The organism is Pseudomonas putida (genome assembly GCF_050990305.1).
Lineage (GTDB): Bacteria > Pseudomonadota > Gammaproteobacteria > Pseudomonadales > Pseudomonadaceae > Aquipseudomonas > Aquipseudomonas putida_AH.
Genome location: NZ_CP158817.1, coordinates 4,235,052 through 4,254,586, shown reverse-complemented (window position 1 = coordinate 4,254,586; position 19,535 = coordinate 4,235,052). Strand labels below are relative to the sequence as shown.

Here is a 19,535-nt window from a genome sequence, read left to right as displayed (position 1 = left end):
CAGTTCGGGACAAGACATCCATGACCACGCTGGCAAAGACACTTGAATCCGAAAAGGGCGATATTCGCTTGAACTCGCGCAAGCAACCTTTCAATTTGTTGCGCTGGTTTTCGCTGATCAGCATGGCGGTGATTGGCACGGTGGCGGTGGCGTTGGGGTCTGTGTCGACCAAGTTTGTGATTACCGAAAGCGTACAGCGCGATGCATTGTTGACCTCGCAGTTCATTCAGGCGATCGCCTCGGCCGAGGTACGGCACGTGTCGATTCCCAACGTGCGGACCATGGGCGAGCTGCTCGATCCGCGCAAGGACCGGGACTATCCCGATGTCGATCCACTGGCCCGTGCCAACGCCCGTGGCGAATTCCTCGACCACATCGAACACTTGCCCGACGTGATCCTGGCCAATATCTATGCCCCCGACCGCATGGTGATCTGGTCGACCAATCCGGCCCTGATGGGCACCACGATTCATACCGACGACGACCTCGATCAAGCGTTCGCCAAAAGAACGCCGGTGTCGGCCAGTTATCACGACGTGGACAAATCCCGGATGGAACAGAAGTTCGTGACGCCACCGGAATACATCTTTATCGAGAACTACATCCCGTTGTTCGATGCCGACGGCAAGAACGTCACGGCGATGGTCGAGATCTACAAGGAACCCCAGGACCTGATCAATCGCATGGAGCGTGGCCTGGTCCTGATCTGGCTGGCCACGGCCCTGGGTGGCGGCCTGATTTACCTGGGGTTGTACTGGATCGTGCGTCGCGCGGCGATACTGCTGGCGACCCAGCAAAAACAACTGATCACCAATGAAACCTTTGTCGCCCTGGGCGAGATGTCTTCGGCGGTGGCCCACAGCCTGCGCAATCCGCTGGCGACCATTCGCTCAAGTGCCGAGCTGGCGCTGGAGTTCGACGACGGCGCGGCGCACAAGAACATCAAGGACATCATTGGTCAGGTCGATCGCATGTCGAAGTGGGTACGCGAGTTGCTGCAGTCCTTGCGACCGCTCAGTGACGAGGCCGAGCCGGTCAACCTGGTGGCGGCCTTGCATGACAGCCTCATGGCCTTCGAGCACCAAATCGCCATAGGTCGGATCAATGTAGTGTTCGAACCCAAAGAAACGCCCATGGTCCTGAGCCAGCAGGTGCAGCTGACGCAAATCCTCAACAGCCTGGTTTCCAATGCGCTGGAGGCCATGGACGAAGGCGGGACGCTGGCCATCACCCTGGAGCCCGCCGACGCCCGTGGTGTGCGTGTGGTGGTCAGCGACACCGGCAAAGGCATGAGCGAAGAGCAACGAAAAATGGCCTTCCGCCCGTTTTTCACCACCAAGCAGGGCGGGCTCGGCGTCGGGCTGGTCCTGGTCAAGCGGATCATGGAGCGTTTTGGCGGTGCTGTTGCCCTGGACAGCCGTGAAGGCGAGGGCACTTCTGTTCGTCTGTCGTTCAAGTTGGTTCCCTGAAACCGGTAATGCTGATCGCTTAAGGGTTTTGGGGTGAGACGGTGTACATATCCGTTACTTCGGTCATGGCCGCTGGCGGTTTCGCCCTTACGGCGAGTTACTTGGAAGAGCGCCAAGTAACCAAGCGCTCTATCCCCTGACGTACGGCCCTTCGCTGAAGCTCAGGGTTCCCTCGCTCCGGTCCTGCTCCGTGGGCCCGCCGCGACAGGCCATCCTTGGCCCAACGCGGCTAACCCGGCATCCATGCCGGGTTGCCCACTGCGCAGAACCTGCACTCGGCCTTCCGACGGGGCAGGGCAGATCAAAAGCCAAAGCCAATGCGAGGCGGCCTTCGAGCCGACCTGATTTTGGCGAATGTTATCAATCCCCTGTAGGAGCGAGCCTGCTCGCGATGGACGTCAACGATGACGCTGGCTGCCTGAATGGCCGTGGCGTCCTGGCGTTTTTCGCGAGCAGGCTCGCTCCTACAGGGCGCGCGTGCTTTGTCGGTGGCGTGAGGGGTTCAATTGAGACGGTGTACATATCCGTTTCTTCGGTCATGGCCGCTGGCGGTTTCGCCCTTACGGCGAGTCACTTGGAAGAGCGCCAAGTAACCAAGCGCTCTATCCCCTGACGTACGGCCCTTCGCTGAGGCTCAGGGTTCCCTCGCTCCGGTCCTGCTCCGTGGGCCCGCCGCGACGGGGCAGGGCAGATCAAAAGCCAAAGCCAAAGCCAATGCAAAAGCGAGGCGGCCTTCGAGCCGACCTGATTTTGGCGAATGTTATCAATCCCCTGTAGGAGCGTGGCTTGCCCGCGATGGGCGTCAACGTTAGTGCCGGCGGTCTGGATGATTTCGTTGTCTTGAAATCCATCGCGAGCAGGCTCGCTCCTACAGTTGGAATTTGTCAGGCGCAGGCTTGGTGTTTGCTTTGCTTTGCTTTGCTTTGCTTTGCTTTGCTTTGCTTTGCTTTTGATCTTGACCTGCCCCGTCGGAAGGCCGAGCGCAGGTTCTGCGCAGTGGGCAACCCGGCATGGATGCCGGGTTAGCCGCCCCCGGCCATGGATGGCCGATGGCGGCGGGCCCACGGAGCAGGACCGGAGCGAGGGTATGTCGAGCCTAGGCGAGGCACCGTACGTCAGGGGATAGAGCGCTTGGTTACTTGGCGCTCTTCCAAGTGACTCGCCGTAAGGGCGAAACCATAAGCAGCCGTTTCCGAAGAAAAGGATATGTACGCTGTACCCCGACCCCGACCCCGACCCCGACCCCTAAACCTCGCGCGCCCCCTGAAATTGGGGATGAACTTTCCCCGCTAGCGGGTGTCATTCCCCAGTCATTTCCCCCAGGTATGGCACATTGATGTTGATAAGCCATTGTTTTGTTGGGCGTTAATGCTTTTGTAAAAAGCAGTTACAAATATGGCGAGGCAATTGCAAAGCCACCATCACCCCCTTCACGCATACGAGGTGGCTGATGATGGACAGAAAAGCGCAGTATCCCTTCAAGTGGTTGTTGACGCCTTTAAGTATTGTTATATCGATGACATTAAGCACAGGGATGCTGCGCGCCAGCCCGATCGACGATGAGCGACAGCCAGAGCCATCCGATCCGTCCGCCTACTACGACGAACCGGCCGACGAGCCAGCCGCCTTGAATGCCATCCTGAGCATGCCAGAGGCCAACGTAGATGCCTTCGATTTGCCCGATGGCGTCAAAGGCACACGCGACACTGAGCGTGTGGAAAACCAACTGCCACCGGCACAGCAAACCAGTTTCAACTACCCCACCAATGGCAAGCCCAGCCCGTTGTTCGGAGCTCAGCCATTTACCCAGCAAATGATGCTGTTCGAGGAGTTCGGGCCGGAAAAACTCGATGCCACCACACCGGCCGCGCAACTGCCGTTTCCACCACCGGGCATTGGTCCATTGCCGGCCCAGGACCCGACCAGTGCAGCTCGCAGTGCACCGCCAAGCCTGGCCCTCGATAACTTCCTGCGCCAACCGGGGTTGACGCCGTTCCCCAGCCAATACGCCAACACCGTTGACCGCAACCCATGGCAGGCGCAGATCGAGCAATTCCTCAACCGCCATATCGGTTCGTCGGCCGAAGGCCGTCCACCAGGAAAGGGCTGGTCCCATCAGCGCTGGAACGAGTTTTACCCGCAGAACGCCTACAAGACCGTGCAGACCGGTATACGGACCAACGGCGGCTTGCGTGACGATCGGCAGATGCACCACTACGCGGTGGGTGAGTTCGGCCCCGGTGGCCTGTATCACAACGTCGCGGGCATACCGGCAACGGACGGTACCTCCAAGGGTGTCGAACCGCGCCTGCACCCGCTGATGCCAGCGCAGAACCACAACTCGGTGTGGACCTTCGACGGGACGCTGCCGCCCAAACTGTTGATGGTGCGTTACGGTCAACCCGTGCTGATGCGTCACTACAACGGTTTGCCTATCGACCCGTCGGCCAACATGGGTTTTGGTCTGCATACCATCAGCACCCACGAGCACAACGGCCATGCGCCGGCGGAAAGCGACGGTTATGCCAACGCGTTTTTCTTCCCCGGTCAGTACTACGACTATCGCTGGCCTATTCAGCTCGCCGGGTACGACACCATCAACACCAAGGCAGAAGACCCGCGTGCGGCGTTCCCATGCTCGCCGGGCGAAACCCTGTGGACCAATGACATGAACCCAGGCCTCAAGACCTGCGACCACGGCACGATCAAGATCCGTGGCGACTGGCGCGAGACCATGAGCACCCACTGGTTCCATGACCACATGCTCGATTTCACCGCGCAGAACGTCTACAAGGGCAACGCGGCGATGATGAACTACTACAGCGCCCTGGACCGTGGCAACGAATCGGTGAACGACGGCGTCAACCTGCGTTTCCCCAGCGGCAACGCCTTGCCATGGGGTAACCGCGACTACGACGTGAACCTGTTGTTCGCCGACAAGGCCTGGGATCAGAACGGTCAACTGTGGTTCAACCCGTTCAACACCGACGGCTTCCTCGGTGACCAAGTGGTGGTCAACTGGGGCTGGAAACCTACCCTGGACGTGCGTGCCCGCAGCTATCGGTTCCGCATGCTCAACGGTTCGGTATCGCGCTACTACAAGTTCGCCCTGGTGCGTGAAATCAAGGGCTCCAGTGGCGAGTTCCAAGGGCCTAGCGGCTCGGGTGTGTCTTATGCCCGTGTACCGTTCCACATGATTGCCAATGACGGCAACATCATGGAACACGCCGTGCCATTCGACGGCACCATGGACCTGGACGCCGATGGCGACAAACAGAACCACAACGCCATTCTGCCAACCCAAGGCATTGCCGAGCGCTTCGACATCATCGTCAACTTCGCAAAAAACGGCATCAAGCCGGGTGACAAGATCTTCTTCGTCAACCTGCTGGCCCACGACGATGGCAAAGGCCCGAAAGAACCGATCCCGCTGGGGGACGTACTGTCCGAGAAATACAAGGCGGTGATCAAACAGGGCAGCAAAGGCCCGCAGTGGGACAGGGGCGATCCGGCGGTGGGCAAGGTGTTGCAACTCAACGTCAAGGCCTACACCGGTCAGGACCTGGCCATGGACCCTTCGCTGTACGAGCCGGCCAAACCCGGCAAGGCTGAAGGCCTGGTGATGATCCCGCTGAAGATCCACCGTGACAACGCTGCCGACAAGGCGTTGCTGGCCAACGCCCGTCACCGCACCTTCACCTTCGGCCGTTCCGACGGCACCGATGAAGCACCGTGGACGGTCAAGACCGATGGCGGCTTCGGCTACCACATGGACCCGCGTCGCCTGAATGCGGCGACCCAACTGGCCAACGGCCCCACCGACGCCGGGACCGCCGGGTTCGGCACCCTGGAGGTGTGGAACATCAGGGCCGGCGGTACGGGTTGGAGCCATCCGGTGCACGTGCACTTCGAGGAAGGGATCATCCTCAGTCGCGGCGGCAAGGCACCACCGGAATGGGAAAAATGGGCACGCAAGGACGTTTACCGCATCGGTTCGGAAAAAGATGGTTTGGACAACGTCGAGATGGCGATCAACTTCCGCGAGTTTGCCGGGACCTACATGGAGCACTGTCACAACACCCAGCATGAGGACAACTCGATGCTGCTGCGTTGGGACCTTGAGAAGCCCGGTCAATTCCAGTTGATGCCGACACCGCTGCCAAGCTGGGATGGTGTGCGCTACGTGAACTCTGCCGCACTGCCAACCTTCCGCACCGGCGACGGCAAGGGTCCACTAGTCATCGTCAAATAAGGTCATCAGGGAGGGAGTCGACATGAAAATGCATACACCGCGCCCACGCGCCTGGCTCATGCACTTGGTATTGCTGATCGCCGCCGGTCTGCTGGTCAGCCAACTGCTGGTTGCCAAACCGTCGCCGTCGACTCCCGTTCCTTCACCGCAACCTTCACCCGCACCGACGGCCGCCACGGGAGAAACGGCCGTCGCCGAATCCGCCACCCCCTGGGGGGCGGACTATTTCCCCAACACCCTGCTGACTGACCAAAACGGTCGGCAGGTGCGTTTTTTCGATGACCTGATCAAGGGCAAGGTGGTGGTGATCAACTTCATCTTCACCTCTTGCAGCGACTCTTGCCCGCTGGAAACCGCGCGCCTGCGCCAGGTGCAGAAATTGCTTGGCGATCGGGTCGGCAAGGACATCTTCTTCTACTCCATCAGCATCGATCCCTTGAGCGACACCCCTGAGGTGCTCAAGGCCTATTCACAACGCTTCCAGGTGGGGCCTGGCTGGCAGTTCCTCACCGGGGAGTTCGCCGATGTCACCGAGCTTCGGCAAAAACTCGGTTTGTTCATCGAGGGCGTCGATAACGGTCGCAACAAGGACCACAACCTGAGCCTGATCGTCGGCAACCAGGAGACCGGTCGCTGGATGAAAGCTTCACCTTTCGAGAACCCATGGATTCTGGCCGATCAATTGGCCAACACTTTGCATAACTGGAAGCAGCCGAGCATCGGCGAAAGCTATGCCAATGCTCCGGAAATACGTCCGCCGAGCAATGGCGAAGAACTGTTTCGCACCCGTTGCGCTTCGTGCCACAGCCTTGGCCCGATGGACGGGCAGGGCATTGGTCTGCGCAGCATCGGCCCGGACTTGATTGGTGTGACCCGCCAGCGCGATCCTGCGTGGCTCAGCCGCTGGATCCGTGAACCGGACCGCATGCTCGCGGAGAAAGACCCGCTCGCCATGGAACTGTACGAACGCTTCAACCGGATTCCGATGCCCAACCTGCGCATGGATGAGAACTCGGCGCAGTCGATCATCGAGTTTTTGCAGCAGGAAACCGATCGCCAGCAGCCAGCAGTGACTGCTGACAATGAAGAGCCCGAACACCATCATGCCGTCGCGGTGCCCAAGACTTAGGTGCAATAGTGGCGAAATAACACTTTCTTGACCGTCTGTCGCGTTCAATGCCACCTACACTGATCCACAGCACGACAGAAATGGCTTGATCACAGTAACCAGGACACATGCATGCAGATGCTGGAAGAACAAAAATTACCGGCGACGATTCCACCGGCGGCAGAGAGCAAGGATTGGCGACCGCCGTTCAATCTGGTGCGCTGGTTCTCACTGGCAAGCTTTTTCATCATTGCCGCCGTGGCATTGGGACTGGGCTACATTTCCACGCGCTTTGTGGTGCAAGAGAGTATCGAGCGCGATTCGATGCTGACGGCGCAATTCATTCAGGCCATCGGCGATGGCGAAATTCGCCATGCCTCAATCACGCCGAACAGGACCATGGGGGAAATGCTCGATCCACGGGATGACAATGCGTATCCCGATGTCGATCCGGCGTCACGTGCCAACGCGCGCATCGAGTTCCTCGATCACGTGGAGCACTTGCCTGACATTCTGCTGGCCACTGTCTACGCCCTCGATCGCACCGTCGTCTGGTCGACCAATCCGGAGTTGATCGGGCAGCGCATCGAGGACGACGACGAGCTGGATGAGTCCTTCGAAATGAAGGAGGCGGTGTCCACCAGCTACCACGAAATCGATGAAGAAAAACCTGAGCAACGTTTGCTGCGTGAACCGCAATACCTGTTCATCGAGAACTACATCCCGATGTTCAACGCCGACAGAAGCAAAGTGATTGCCATGGTGGAGATCTACAAGGAACCCATCGACCTTGTGGAGCGTATCCAGCGTGGGTTCAAGGCGATCTGGCTGGTGACCCTGCTCGGTGGCGCGGCGATTTACATGGGCTTGTTCTGGATCGTGCGACGGGCCGCCATGCTGTTGCAGAGTCAGCAGAAGCAACTGGTGGCCAACGAAACCTTTGTCGCCCTGGGGGAAATGTCCTCGGCGGTCGCCCACAGCCTGCGCAATCCACTGGCCAACATCCGCACCAGCGCCGAGCTTGCCCAGGAAATCGCCAGCCACCCCGCGCAGAAGAACATCGGTGACATCATCAGCCAGGTCGATCGCATGTCGCGCTGGGTACGCGAATTGCTGGTGTCGTTGCGACCGGTCAATGACGACCATGAAGACGTCGACCTGGTGCTGGCCATCGACGATGCCCTGGGGGCTTTCGAGCCGTTGATCAAGCGCTCGAACGTCGAAGTGCGCTTCACCCCCAAAAGCGTGCCACCGGTCGTCAGCCAACAGGTGCTGCTAACACAAATTCTCAATAGCCTGTTTGCTAACGCCCTGGAAGCCATGCCCAAGGGCGGCGTGCTGAGCATCGATATTGAAACGCCGGCACCCGGACAGGTGAGCATGATTCTCAACGACACCGGCAAGGGCATGACCAAACAGCAACAACAAATGGTCTTCAAGCCGTTCTTTACCACTAAGCAAGGCGGACTGGGTGTAGGTCTGGCCCTGGTAAAAAGAATAATGGAGCGTTTCGAAGGCTCGGTGGAACTGACGAGCCAAGAGCAGGAAGGAACCCGCGTAAGTCTGAATTTTAAAGTGGCAACGGGAGGGGAATATGGAACACAGCATACTGCTGGTCGAGGATGATGAACTCCTCGCCGAGAATATTCAGACGTACCTGGAGCGCAAGGAGTTCGAGGTGACGGTCTGCCACTCGGCTGAAGACGCACTGGAGCAATTGAAGACTTTCGTTCCCGATGTGGTGCTGACCGACAACTCGTTGCCCGGTATGAGCGGGCATGATCTGATCCAGAAGCTGCGCGTCAGCGCGCCCGATCTGAAAGTGATCATGATGACAGGCTACGGCAACGTCGAGGACGCCGTGGTGGCCATGAAAGAAGGGGCTTTCCACTACGTGACCAAACCGGTGGCATTGCCCGAGCTCAAGTTGCTGCTGGACAAGGCCCTGGCCACCGAACGCATGGAACGCACGTTGTCGTTCTATCAGGAGCGAGAGGCGCAGAAGGCCGGGGTGCAGGCGTTGATCGGTGAATCGGCGCCGATGGTCTACCTCAAAGGCACGATCAGCCAGTTGCTCGACGCCGAGCGGCGGATGGCCAACACCGACCTCCCTCCGGTGCTGGTCGAAGGCGAAACCGGCACCGGCAAGGAACTGGTGGCCCGCGCCCTGCATTTCGACGGCCCGCGCGCCAAGGGGCCGTTCATTGAATTCAACTGTGCCTCGATTCCGGCCAATCTGGTGGAGTCGGAGCTGTTCGGTCACGAGAAGGGCGCCTTTACCGACGCCAAGGATCGTCGCCTTGGGTTGGTGGAAGCGGCCGATGGCGGCACGCTGTTTCTCGACGAAATCGGCGAAATGGATCTGATATTGCAGGCCAAGCTGCTCAAACTGCTGGAAGACCGGACGATTCGCCGGGTCGGGGCGGTCAAGGAGCGCAAGGTCGATTTGCGGGTGATCAGCGCCACCAACTGCAACCTCGAACAGATGGTCCAGCAGGGCAAATTCCGCCGCGACCTGTTTTTCCGCCTGCGCATCATCTCGATCAAGGTGCCGCGCCTGTATGCCCGTGGTGAAGACATCCTGCTGCTGGCCCGGCACTTCCTCGCGTCGCACGGCAAACGCTACGGCAAACCGCACCTGCGCTTCAGTGATCAGGCCGAAGAGTTGCTGCTCAACTACAGTTGGCCGGGCAATGTGCGCGAGTTGCGCAACATGCTGGAGCAGACCGTGTTGCTGGCCCAAAGCGACATCGTTGCCGCTCACCAGTTGAACGTGTGCATGAGCCTGGTGGACGAGCCGCCAATGTTCCAGCACGAGGTGCCCATCAGCGAACCACGCTCGAGCTTCGTCAACTCGGATTCGATGAACCTGCCGGAAGTCGAACGCGACATGGTGCGCAAGATGCTCGACAAGACCGACTGGAACGTCACCAAGTCCGCACGCTTGCTGGGCCTGAGCCGCGACATGTTGCGTTACCGGATCGAAAAACTCGGCCTCGCACGCCCGGACAAACGCCAATGGTAAGGAGGCAAATATTTTTTCTGTAGGAGCGAAGCTTGCTCGCGATAGCGGCAGTCCACTCAGCAATCATGGCGCCTGACACACCGCCATCGCGAGCAAGCTTTGCTCCTACCGTTGTGAGATTTACAGGGCCGGGCCTGGCGCGCTCAGGCAGGCCAGCATGCACGTGGGGTCGATGACCTCCTGGTTGACGTAGACGCCGCGCTCCTCATCGTAGGTGCGGATGAAGACACGCACGGTGGCATCGGCCACCGTTGGCAGCCGGGAGTCGGAAAACACGTGTTCGCTGGACACCGGGATGAACGTCTGGGGCGAGGTCGGGATGTACGACCCTGGCGGTACGGTACTTAAAGTGGGCGGGGCGGGGTGGGCGAACGGTTGATCGGCCCCGTAATAGTTGAATTCACTGCTCGATTGCTCGGTTTGCATCGGGCTGTCGTCGGCCTGTGCCCAGGTGGTGGCGGTCAGGCAAAGGGCAAGCAACAGCGTCTGTTTGATCGTGTTCATAGCAGCACCTGCGGCATCGGATTTCACGCAAATCCCCAAGGTCATTAACTATAGCGCTCCCCGTAGGAGCGAGCCTGTGGCGAGGGGATTTATCCCCGTTGGGCTGCGCAGCGGCCCTAAATCCTGCCATCGCAATCTTTCAGGCAGAGCGAGGCTTAACGACTGCTGCGCAGTCGAACGGGGCGGTGTGACGATTGGCTAAATCCCCTCGCCACAGGGCTGCTACAGTCATGCATCAACTATTCGATAGGGACAGGTGCAATGGATTTGCCAACCAAAGAAAACGTCATCGCCAGCAACCGCGATGCCTGGAATGACTCCGCCCGCCATCACAAGGACAGCCCTGAATGGCCGGTGCTCTTGAACGCGGTGACACGCGCGGATTTTTGTTGCCTGGATGACACCTTGACCACTGTGCTGACCGAAGTCGGTGTGGAGGGTAGGGAGGTCGTGCAATTGGGCTGCAACAATGGCCGTGAAAGTCTTTCTCTTTTTGCCTTGGGCGCCCGGCACGTGGTCGGCGTCGACCAGTCAGCGGCGTTTCTCGAGCAGGCGCGGGAACTGGCCTCACGCTCACCCCACGACGTCGAATTCGTCGAAGCCGACATTCACCGTTTGCCGCTCCAATTACAGGACCGATTCGACGTAGCGCTGATCACCATCGGCGTCTTGAACTGGATGCCGGACATCGGCGAATTCTTCCGGCATGTCGCGCAAACACTCAAGCCGGGTGGGACCCTGGTGGTGTACGAAACCCATCCGTTCCTCGAAATGTTCGACCCCGAAGCTGCCGATCCTTTTGCCCTGGCGAGCTCCTACTTTCGCCGCGAGCCTTTTGTACAGACTGAGCCGATCGTCTACGAGGGCAAGGTCGAACAACAGGCCACCCCTTCCTACTGGTTCGTGCATAACCTGGGTGATCTCTTCAGCGGTGCGCTCGCTGCCGGGTTGCAGATCAGCCATTTCAGGGAGTACCCGCATTCCAACCGCGAGGAACTGTACGACCGCTACGAAGGGCGCGAGGCGCAGGTGCCGATGTGTTTTACCTGGGTGGCGCAGAAGCGCTGAGAGATGTACTGACTGGGCTGACGCCTTCGCGGGCAAGTCGGGTCGCCGCATCGCTCGCTCCTACAATGATTGGTGTCGTACACAAATACTGAGTGCGACGAAGATCCTGTAGGAGCGAGGCTTGCCCGCGATAGGGACGACTCGGTCCTAAATCAAGCCTGAGCCGCCGCCGTCACCACCGGCCGCCCCGGTTTGCGCAGCGGGTCGAGGCGCGAACCGCTGTAGCGAGTTTCGCGGAAGAAGCGCCAGCGGCCGAACAGGCCGTAGACGTGGGTGACGCGGCCCTGTTCGTGATAACCCATGCGGATGTGCAGTTTCAGGGCCGGGATGTTGTGGGTTTCACAAACGTCCACCACCTTGTTACAGCCTTGTGCCGCCATCGCCTCCCATAGGGCGACCTGTACGTCCACCGACAGGCTGCTGCCGAAATAGGCACGGATCATTTCGCCGCCGAATTCGAAGAACTCACCGGGTTTGACCGGGAACCGGCAGCCGTAATAGTGGCGGTCGTGGTAGTCGCGGGTGCTGCCCCAGATGAACCCCACCGCATCGCCGTTTTCGTCCAGGTACATGTGCCCGGTATGACCTTCGGCGGCCAGTTCGGCCATGGTCTGGACCCGGTCGCCGAAGTGCCTGGCAAACGCCGTGGCGTTTTGCGCGGTGATGTCCACCTTGCGCACGCCGGAGTAGGGTCGCAGCTTGTGTGGCGGCACCGGGCTGACCAGATCGCGCTCCATCCACAACAACTCCCAGTGGAAGAACACATAGCGTTTCCACAGTGTGCCGAACGTGCGGCTCAGGCCTTTTTGTTTGATGCGTTCGCGGAGTTTGTCGATCAGGCTCATGTAGCCCTCCTTGGCCGGGATTGGCCCTGCTGGGGTGAAGGTACTGTTGGGTATAGATCAAGCGGGACGCGGCGTGCAGGCGTGTTGGCCGGCAATTTGTTTCATCGTATGTAGCATCCTTGACACAATTTTCAGGCGTCAAAAAGCCACGTTCCGGGAGAATCCGGAATCTCAAATTTTGTGAAAATCAGGGCGCTTGTGTAGGAGCTGCCGCAGGCTGCGATCCTTTGATTTTGCTTTTAAACGACAAGATCAAAAAATCGCAGCCTGCGGCAGCTCCTACGGGTTATTCCATCATCGTCTCTAAGCGGCGAGCGCCATAGGCGACCCTCGGCACACCCGGCAAGCGTTGCTCCAGTAGCTTGCTCAGCGACTCACCCTGATTCAGGTAGGCATCGCCAAAATCGGCACCCAACTGATTGGGGTGGGCGACGATCTCCAGCAGACCGTCGCTGGGCGGGGCGGCGTTGCGCAAATCCACCGGGGTGCACACGTAGTCGGCGGTGGCACCGGCCAGGCTGCTCAAGCGATGGTTGAGCAACTGCTTGAACAGGCGTTTGGGCAGGCTCAGATTTTGCCCCAGGTTGCGCGCCAGCCGCACGGGAACGCCCTGGCGAGCGGCGAAACGCGCGACGATCTCGCCGATGGGCCAGATGTTGTGTACGTGTTGATGGGAATCCAGATGGCTGGGGCGCACGCCGTTATCCACGCAGCGTTGCCATTGGGCCTCCAGTTCTTCTTCTACCGCGAGGCGATCCTGGCGAGGGAGCCAGAGGCGGGAGCGGGACAGGTTGAGGTCGAACACTCCGGCACTGTCGCAAAAGGTCCGGCGCGAGAGGATGCGCCGGCTCAGCGGGCGGCCATAGGTGAGGTTGAAGTGCAGGCCGATGCGGCCCTCCAAAAGCGGGTGTTGGGCCAGGGCACAGGCCGCTTCGAAGGCGGGCATGTTGGCCATGGCGGTGGCGGAACTGATGATCCCGGCCTGGAAAGCCCCCAGAATCACCGCATTTTCACAGGCACTAAGGCCGAAATCGTCAGCGTTGACTATGACTTGCTGTGGCATGTTTACCCTCCATAACTGTGTCGGTGGGTGCAGCGGCCCTGGAAGCGGGCGCCGCGACGGGTACAGGGGTGCTGACGACTGCCGCACGCCTGGCCCGCCATTGCTGCAACAACGGTTTACAGCGCTGCCAGACCCGCAGGGCAAGCCCCAGGGCCAGGCCGCTTGGACGCCAGGAGTAAAAGCTCCAGCGCCAGTGTTCCATGTAACCGGTCATGCGCTCATGCAGTTGATGGCTGGAGTTTTCCAGGCTCACCCGTGAGGCATCGATCCAGCGCCAATTGTCCTCCAGACCCCAGCGAATCCATTCTTCGAGCAGCACCCGACCGCTGCCCAGGTCGGCGTATTGCGGCAGGAATGCCAGGTTGTAGTCGTACAATCGGCCTTGCTCCAGCAACCCTAGACGATAGCTGATGCAGCGCCCGTCGAGTTCCAGAATTACCACGCGCACCAGGCCCTGGGCGGCGAGGGCGGTGAAGGCGCGGTCCATCCATTGGCGGTGGCGCTCGCCGGCGAAAATGCCCACGCCTTCATCGCCTTTCCAGCTCACCGCTTCGACTTCGCCGATGACCTTGAGCAACGGCCCCATGGTCGTCGCGTCGGGGGTGATGCGCCGTACTTGCGCGCCACAGGCGGCGATGCGTTTGCGCGCCCGGCGCAGTTTGTAGCGCGGATCGCCCGAGACTTCCTGGTGATCGGCATCGGTGACCCGATGCACCGGCACCCGACAACTCAGGCGCCGTTCTGCGGTGGAGCTTTGGCTCATCCATCCGCTCAGCGCGCTTGTGGCGTCGGCCGGTTCGTACAATTCATTGAGTTGCAACAGCGCGTGGGGCAATCGACGGCGAATTTCGGTCAACGCCATGCGCATGTCCGAGGCCTCCAGGCAAGCGAGCAGCGCGAGGCGGTCGGCCAAGGGATACCCCAGGTGATGCAGCACCCGAAACGGCAATCCGCCGAACCGCTCGACGGACGCCACCAAGGGTAGACACAGGACCAGTTCCTGGCCCTGCCAGCCGAGCAGAACGTGCAAGCGTTCGCCGGCCGTCAGTGCCTGTTCCGACGCAGACATCCAGGCCAGCGCGTTGAACGGCGTGTGGTCCATCACTCGCAGTCGCAGCGCTTCATAAGCCGCTGCGGGGAAGTCTGCGGCGCACAGCGACGCGCACCATTGCAATCGCACTGTCATAGGTTTATGCCACCGACGCTTGAGCAGGTGAACGTTCCGGTTTGCGCAAGGTGTCCAGGCGCGAGCCGGTGTAGCGGGTTTCGCGATAGAAGCGCCAGCGACCAAACAGTTCATACACGTTCATGATGCGCCCCTGTTCCGTGTACCCGGTACGAATGTGCAATTTCAGGGCCGGGATGTTGTGCCACTCGCACACATCCACCACCGTGTGGCAGCCTTGGGCGAGCATGGCTTTCCACAACTCCGTTTGCAGGTCCATCGACAAGCTGGTGCCCCAGTAACCCCGGCTCAGTTCGCCACCGAACTCGAAAAACTCGCCTGCTTTCACCGGGAACCAGCAACCGTAGTAGTGGCGGTCGTGGTAGTCGCGGGCGGCGCCCCAGATGAACGCCACCGCATCACCGTTTTCGTCCAGGTGCATCTGTCCGGTGTGACCTTCGGCGGCCAGTTCAGCCATGGTGCCTACGCGGTCACCGAAGTGGCGGGCGAACGCGCCGGTGTTGTGCGGGGTGATGGCCACGACTTGCAGCGGCGGATAGGGCTTGAGTTTATGCGGGGGCACCGGGCTGACCAGGTCGCGCTCCATCCACAGCAGTTCCTGATGGGAAAAAACGTAGTGTTTCCAGGCTTTTTTTAGGGTGGCGCTCAAGCCTTTTTGCTTGATGTGCTGGCTGAGTTTCTGCAATGCACTCATGTTAATGGCTCCTGGCGGGCGGTCCCGCGAGTGGAGTAATCCAGCGCGCGGCGAAATGCCTGCGCGGCCAAGCAGAAGAGCGGTGGTCACGAGGCATTCCAGGACAGGGCGAACAGTGTTTGCCCTGGTAGCTCGAAGCTCAAGCGACCGTCGTTACAAGTCATGGGCGCGTCGCGGCTGCGGTTGTCCGCGCCGAAATAACGCAATGATCCATTGGCCAGCGGGCAGTGCGCCCCGCTCAGGTCGACGCGCTGCAAACGCGAGCCCTTGTTGACCCCCAGCAGGCTGCGTTTGGCGTCGTCGGCCATGGCCAGCACGTCGACTTCAAAGGCATCGTTTTCCAGGTACAGCACGCTGTGCAGCCAATGCTGCTGGATGAACTGCTGGGCCAGGCCCACCGGCTTGAGTTCGAAATGGTTGTCGCCGTGCACGCGCAACATGCCCTTGGGGTACTCGGGTTCGTCGGCGGCCTGGAACCAGTTGAGCATCTCCAGCAAACCGTCCTGGGCCGAATTGATCACCACCGAGGCCCACCACAGCGAGGTGAAGTGGGTTTCCTGATCGTAGGGGCTGAGGCTCGAACCGCTGGACAGGTTGGTCTGGTCCAGCAGCAAGGCCTTGCGCGGCCGCCCGTTGGCGTCAAGCCCTACGAGGTCGGCGGCGCGGCGCACGCTGTCGCGATAGACCCGGGTGGCCAACAGGTCGCGGACCATCCATTCGTGCCAGGCCAGCGCATCGACCTGGTCACCGGATTCGGCCAGCAAGCGTTTGGCCCAGTCCAGGCCGCGCTTGTCGGCGGCGTTGTCGGCGAACGGGCCATTGATCAGACGCGAGCTGGCGGGCATGGCGATGCGCACGCCGGCGCGGGCGTTATCGGGGTTGCTGCGCACCTGCCGGGCCATGCTGTTGAAAATGCTTTGGTAACTGGCGTAGTCCGGGTAGTTGAGGTTCGGCTCATCGGCAAAACCGATGTAATGGATGCCTTTGCCACCCAATGCCCGGGTCGCGGCAAGCCAGGCCTCGAGACCGGCGTTGCTGGTGGTGTCGGCGCGTAGATCGGCCTGGCGTTGGCTGCCGGCGAGCAGGGTGATGTCCTGGGTAATGCCGAAACGGTCCTGATACAGCTGACGGAACCCGTCTTCGTACTGCGGTTTTTTCGCGGTGATGTCGACAAAACTGTAGTAAGCACCCGCCTGTGGCTTGAGCGCATCGAGCACGGCGTAACTGGCGGGCGGCGGCATCACGTAGGGCAGGGCGATGCCCAGGTTTGGCGTGTTGCCCAGGACCTTATCGTGCAAGGTCAGGCGAGTCTGGCCATCATCTTCGCGCAGCGGTTTGAGTTGCTGTGGGTTCTGCGCAAACAGGTTGGCGGTGCCATCGAGCCAGAACGCCACTTTACCGCTGCCTTGCAGACGCAGGCGCCAGACCTGATCGACGTTGGCCACCGGCAAGGCGACCTGATCGAACTGCCAATAGGCACGGTACGGTTTGAGGGTCAGTGACAACGCTTGGCCATCGCCGACACGCTGCGCCTGCAAGGCACTGACACCCCCGTGGAACTTGCCGGCCAGCACCGCGTGTTCGCCCGCCGCGACCTTGAAAAACAACTCGTCGCCGTCCCGGGTTTCCGCGCTGAAATGGACCTTGGCCGGAGCGAACAACGCCACCGTGCGTTCGTCGTGCTCGACCTTGTAGCGGCGGAAGCTGTAGCCGGGAATCTCCAGCTGATAACTGGCGGCGCCCGGTGTCAGCGACCAGCGCTGGCTGCCGCTGGATTCGCTGGCGGCAATCCGGCGCTCGCCTGCCAACTTGCCTTGGCCGTCGAGCAGGTAAAGGTGTTCTTCATTGGCGTCCGCCTGCCAGGCCGGCACCCAACGCACAGTGACGGTGTCGGGTTGATCGGCTTGCAGGTACAAGCTGCCGTCGCGAATATCGGCCCAGCGCATCGGCCCGGCATACGCCTCCAGCGACAATCCGAGGCTCACCGCCAGCGCGAAATACCTCATGCCGATTTCCGCTGCACTGACTTGCGTTGCAGGAGCTCCAGCATCGGCGCCACGTCGCTGGGCAGGATGATCAGGGTTTGCCAGAACGGCACCTGGCTCAAGCGGCAATACAGCACCAGCAACGCGACGGTCACCGCCAGGTAGGCGATGGACGAAGCCGCCGCCGCACCCACGATGCCGTAGGCCAGTATCAATACCAGGTTCAGCGCCAGGTTGAGCAGGGCGCCAAGGCCCATCAGTAGCGAAATCGAGCCGGGCCGGTCCTTGCCCAGCAAGTCCAGGCGCAGGATGCTCGCGTAGCACAGCCCCAGCAGCCCCGGCAGCAGTGCCAGCAACGCCGGATACGCCGGCTGATAAGCGACGCCGAACAAGGTGACGATCAGCCATTCACCGATCAGCGCCATGGTCAGGCAGGCGCCCAGCATTACCGTGGCCGTCAGGCGCAGGGCCAGCGGCGTGACTTTGTCGATGCCTTCTTCCTGTTGCAGCAGGCGTTTCATCAAGGGCGTGGTCACCGCTTCCGGCACGATCAGCAGCAACTCGGCAGCCGCGCTGGCCATCGCGTAATGGCCCAGCGCGGTGCTGCCGAGCAGGGCGCCGATGAACAGGTAGTCGGACCGCAGGATCACTTGCTGGAACAGCAAGTCGGGATGGCTGCGGGCGCTGTAGCGCAGCAGTTCGTTCTGGCTGGCGCGGTCCCATTGCAGGGTCAGCGGTTGATTGCGCTTGAGCCACAGCCAGCCCACCAACACCACCAGACTGATGCCGGCCAGCCAACTGATCAGCGCCGCTTCCAGGGCGGCGCTTTTCCACATCCAGAACAACGCCAGAAACAGCAGCAGCGGGGCCAGCGACTCGATCAGCCGCAGGGCGTTGAACGCCACCACGCCGCCCGACGCGTTGTGCAAGGTCAGCAGTCCACTTTTGAGCACCGTCAGCGGCACCGCCAGCAACAGCAGCCAGGCCAGTAAACCGAGTTGTGTGGTGATGTCCAACTCGCTGCCGAACTCGCGGGTCAACGCCACCACCAGCAAGGTCAACAAACCGGCCAGCAAGCAGCCGAACACCAACACCTGACTCAGCAGCAAGCCCATGGGCCGTTGCTTGGCCGCCTGATAGCCCACCGCCGAATTCAACCCGCCGCTGGTGGCGGCGCTGATCAGGTCCGGCAGGGTGCTGAGCAGGGCAAACAGGCCCCGTTCGCTCGGCCCGAGAATCCGCGCCAGCAACACATTGCGCAGCAGACGCAGGCCGATCATCGCCAGCTTGGTGCCCATGCTCAGGGCCAGGTGCTTGAGGTAATGGCTGCGACTCATGGGCGGGCCCCACGGTAGATGCGCCAGGACAGCAACTGCGGATTGCGCGCGGTGCGCTGGCTGACGCCGAAGCGTGGCAAGGCCAACGGATCGTCGGTGCCGCGATAGATCCCGGTGCCGGTGCCCAGGGCAAACGGGAAGTCGTGGTCGGCCACGCGCTCGCGCACCCGCGCATCGTTGTCGCCATTGGGGTAGCAGTACACCGGCAGCGGCCGATTGCAGCCCTCCAACAGGGCCTGACGACTGCGACTCAGCTCTTCATCCAGGCGCTGATCGTCGAGGCCGGTGAGGATCGCATGGCTGGCACCGTGTGGGCCGAAGCGCACCAGGCCGGAGGCTTCCAGCGAACGCACCTGATGCCAATCCATGGCTTGCGGCAGCGACTCCTGCGGGCAGGCGTCGGTCAGGTGATTGAGGTCCGACGGGGACAAGGTTTTCAGGGTTTGCAAAAACTGCAGCAGGGCCAGGCTGCGCCGTTGCTCTTGCGGGTCATTGCACGGCGCCGGCAATGGCCGACCGCGTTGCTGCAGGCACTCGATCAGATGCCGGCGGGCCTTTTCGCCGTGGCTGTTCCACAGGGTTTCGCCGATGCTTTCCCACCAGAAGCGCTGGCGGCTGCCGATGAAATCCGTGGACAGGAAAATGCTCGCCGGCACCTGGTGCTTTTGCAGCAGCGCGAAGGCATTCACCGCGTTGTCGCGCCAGCCGTCGTCGAAGGTCAACGCCACTTTCGGCCGCTGCGAACGCAGGCTGTCCGGTTGCAGAATCTCCATCAAGGGCACGCAGTCGAAGTGCTTTTTCAGCCAGACCAGCAAATGCTCGAAGGCCTTGGGGCCCACGCACAGTTCATTGCGATGGGGCAGGTCGGCGGCGCGGTCGTCGGCCAGCACCCGGTGCAGCATCAGGATCACACCGGCGCCATGCAGTTGTTGGCGGCCGACGGGGGAGTTGAGGTACAGCCAACCGCTGGTGCGTTTTAATAATTGTTTGATCGCCATG

Annotated in this window: 14 protein-coding genes; 6 read left to right on the top strand and 8 right to left on the bottom strand. The window is 60.9% G+C overall.

Features of this window, described 5'->3' with window-relative positions:
• Window positions 1-20 precede the first annotated feature (20 nt).
• The 5 genes from ABTV22_RS19095 to ABTV22_RS19075 all read left to right on the top strand — a co-directional run bounded on the left by ABTV22_RS19095 (window position 21) and on the right by ABTV22_RS19075 (window position 9,854).
• On the top strand, window positions 21-1,469 hold the full coding sequence (locus ABTV22_RS19095) for a sensor histidine kinase (protein WP_433736056.1): 1,449 nt from the start codon (window positions 21-23) through the stop codon (window positions 1,467-1,469).
• A 1,453-nt stretch (window positions 1,470-2,922) separates the two neighbouring features.
• On the top strand, window positions 2,923-5,721 hold the full coding sequence (locus ABTV22_RS19090; protein WP_433741450.1) for a multicopper oxidase domain-containing protein: 2,799 nt from the start codon (window positions 2,923-2,925) through the stop codon (window positions 5,719-5,721).
• Between the two features lie 22 nt (window positions 5,722-5,743).
• On the top strand, window positions 5,744-6,850 hold the full coding sequence (locus tag ABTV22_RS19085) for an SCO family protein (protein ID WP_433736055.1): 1,107 nt from the start codon (window positions 5,744-5,746) through the stop codon (window positions 6,848-6,850).
• Between the two features lie 111 nt (window positions 6,851-6,961).
• The gene (locus tag ABTV22_RS19080; RefSeq protein ID WP_433736054.1) at window positions 6,962-8,455 is read left to right on the top strand and encodes a sensor histidine kinase; all 1,494 of its coding nucleotides are present in this window, start codon (window positions 6,962-6,964) and stop codon (window positions 8,453-8,455) included.
• Window positions 8,424-9,854, top strand: a complete 1,431-nt coding sequence (locus ABTV22_RS19075; RefSeq protein WP_433736052.1) for a sigma-54-dependent transcriptional regulator — start codon at window positions 8,424-8,426, stop codon at window positions 9,852-9,854. The genes ABTV22_RS19080 and ABTV22_RS19075 overlap by 32 nt, the downstream gene beginning before the upstream one ends.
• A gap of 120 nt (window positions 9,855-9,974) precedes the next feature.
• Here the strand turns inward: ABTV22_RS19075 and ABTV22_RS19070 are convergent, their stop codons facing one another.
• Window positions 9,975-10,358 (bottom strand): hypothetical protein, encoded by a 384-nt coding sequence (locus tag ABTV22_RS19070; protein ID WP_433736051.1) that lies wholly within the window; start codon window positions 10,356-10,358, stop codon window positions 9,975-9,977.
• 261 nt (window positions 10,359-10,619) lie between these two features.
• Here ABTV22_RS19070 and ABTV22_RS19065 point away from each other — a divergent pair, with 261 nt between their 5' ends.
• Window positions 10,620-11,426, top strand: a complete 807-nt coding sequence (locus ABTV22_RS19065; protein WP_433736050.1) for a class I SAM-dependent methyltransferase — start codon at window positions 10,620-10,622, stop codon at window positions 11,424-11,426.
• 152 nt (window positions 11,427-11,578) lie between these two features.
• On the opposite strand, the gene ABTV22_RS19060 is transcribed toward ABTV22_RS19065, so the two are convergent.
• The 7 genes from ABTV22_RS19060 to ABTV22_RS19030 form a co-directional block, all read right to left on the bottom strand.
• Window positions 11,579-12,271 carry an N-acetyltransferase family protein gene (locus ABTV22_RS19060; protein WP_433736049.1) on the bottom strand — a complete coding sequence of 231 codons (693 nt, stop codon included), beginning with the start codon at window positions 12,269-12,271 and terminating at the stop codon, window positions 11,579-11,581.
• Between the two features lie 286 nt (window positions 12,272-12,557).
• Window positions 12,558-13,334: a ChbG/HpnK family deacetylase gene (locus ABTV22_RS19055; protein WP_433736048.1), complete on the bottom strand. Its 777-nt coding sequence runs from the start codon at window positions 13,332-13,334 to the stop codon at window positions 12,558-12,560.
• Window positions 13,306-14,520 (bottom strand): GNAT family N-acetyltransferase, encoded by a 1,215-nt coding sequence (locus ABTV22_RS19050; protein ID WP_433736047.1) that lies wholly within the window; start codon window positions 14,518-14,520, stop codon window positions 13,306-13,308. The genes ABTV22_RS19055 and ABTV22_RS19050 overlap by 29 nt, the downstream gene beginning before the upstream one ends.
• Window positions 14,521-14,524: 4 nt before the next feature.
• Complete coding sequence (locus tag ABTV22_RS19045; protein ID WP_433736046.1) at window positions 14,525-15,214, bottom strand: N-acetyltransferase; 690 nt, start codon at window positions 15,212-15,214, stop codon at window positions 14,525-14,527.
• 86 nt (window positions 15,215-15,300) lie between these two features.
• The gene (locus tag ABTV22_RS19040; RefSeq protein ID WP_433736045.1) at window positions 15,301-17,220 is read right to left on the bottom strand and encodes a hypothetical protein; all 1,920 of its coding nucleotides are present in this window, start codon (window positions 17,218-17,220) and stop codon (window positions 15,301-15,303) included.
• Window positions 17,217-18,536: a lipopolysaccharide biosynthesis protein gene (locus ABTV22_RS19035; protein ID WP_433736044.1), complete on the bottom strand. Its 1,320-nt coding sequence runs from the start codon at window positions 18,534-18,536 to the stop codon at window positions 17,217-17,219. Before ABTV22_RS19035 ends, ABTV22_RS19040 begins: the two co-directional genes overlap by 4 nt.
• Window positions 18,533-19,534 (bottom strand): polysaccharide deacetylase family protein, encoded by a 1,002-nt coding sequence (locus ABTV22_RS19030; protein ID WP_433736043.1) that lies wholly within the window; start codon window positions 19,532-19,534, stop codon window positions 18,533-18,535. Before ABTV22_RS19030 ends, ABTV22_RS19035 begins: the two co-directional genes overlap by 4 nt.
• Window position 19,535: the final 1 nt, after the last annotated feature.

What these genes read in the sequence shown, in the direction of transcription:
- ABTV22_RS19085 (WP_433736055.1), top strand. Translation starts at nt 5,744, where the DNA reads ATGAAAATGCATACACCGCGCCCACGCGCCTGGCTCATGCACTTGGTA.
- ABTV22_RS19090 (WP_433741450.1), top strand. Translation starts at nt 2,923, where the DNA reads ATGGACAGAAAAGCGCAGTATCCCTTCAAGTGGTTGTTGACGCCTTTA.
- ABTV22_RS19040 (WP_433736045.1), bottom strand. Translation starts at nt 17,220, where the DNA reads ATGAGGTATTTCGCGCTGGCGGTGAGCCTCGGATTGTCGCTGGAGGCG.
- ABTV22_RS19095 (WP_433736056.1), top strand. Translation starts at nt 21, where the DNA reads ATGACCACGCTGGCAAAGACACTTGAATCCGAAAAGGGCGATATTCGC.
- ABTV22_RS19070 (WP_433736051.1), bottom strand. Translation starts at nt 10,358, where the DNA reads ATGAACACGATCAAACAGACGCTGTTGCTTGCCCTTTGCCTGACCGCC.
- ABTV22_RS19055 (WP_433736048.1), bottom strand. Translation starts at nt 13,334, where the DNA reads ATGCCACAGCAAGTCATAGTCAACGCTGACGATTTCGGCCTTAGTGCC.
- ABTV22_RS19045 (WP_433736046.1), bottom strand. Translation starts at nt 15,214, where the DNA reads ATGAGTGCATTGCAGAAACTCAGCCAGCACATCAAGCAAAAAGGCTTG.
- ABTV22_RS19075 (WP_433736052.1), top strand. Translation starts at nt 8,424, where the DNA reads ATGGAACACAGCATACTGCTGGTCGAGGATGATGAACTCCTCGCCGAG.
- ABTV22_RS19050 (WP_433736047.1), bottom strand. Translation starts at nt 14,520, where the DNA reads ATGACAGTGCGATTGCAATGGTGCGCGTCGCTGTGCGCCGCAGACTTC.
- ABTV22_RS19065 (WP_433736050.1), top strand. Translation starts at nt 10,620, where the DNA reads ATGGATTTGCCAACCAAAGAAAACGTCATCGCCAGCAACCGCGATGCC.
- ABTV22_RS19030 (WP_433736043.1), bottom strand. Translation starts at nt 19,534, where the DNA reads ATGGCGATCAAACAATTATTAAAACGCACCAGCGGTTGGCTGTACCTC.
- ABTV22_RS19080 (WP_433736054.1), top strand. Translation starts at nt 6,962, where the DNA reads ATGCAGATGCTGGAAGAACAAAAATTACCGGCGACGATTCCACCGGCG.
- ABTV22_RS19060 (WP_433736049.1), bottom strand. Translation starts at nt 12,271, where the DNA reads ATGAGCCTGATCGACAAACTCCGCGAACGCATCAAACAAAAAGGCCTG.
- ABTV22_RS19035 (WP_433736044.1), bottom strand. Translation starts at nt 18,536, where the DNA reads ATGAGTCGCAGCCATTACCTCAAGCACCTGGCCCTGAGCATGGGCACC.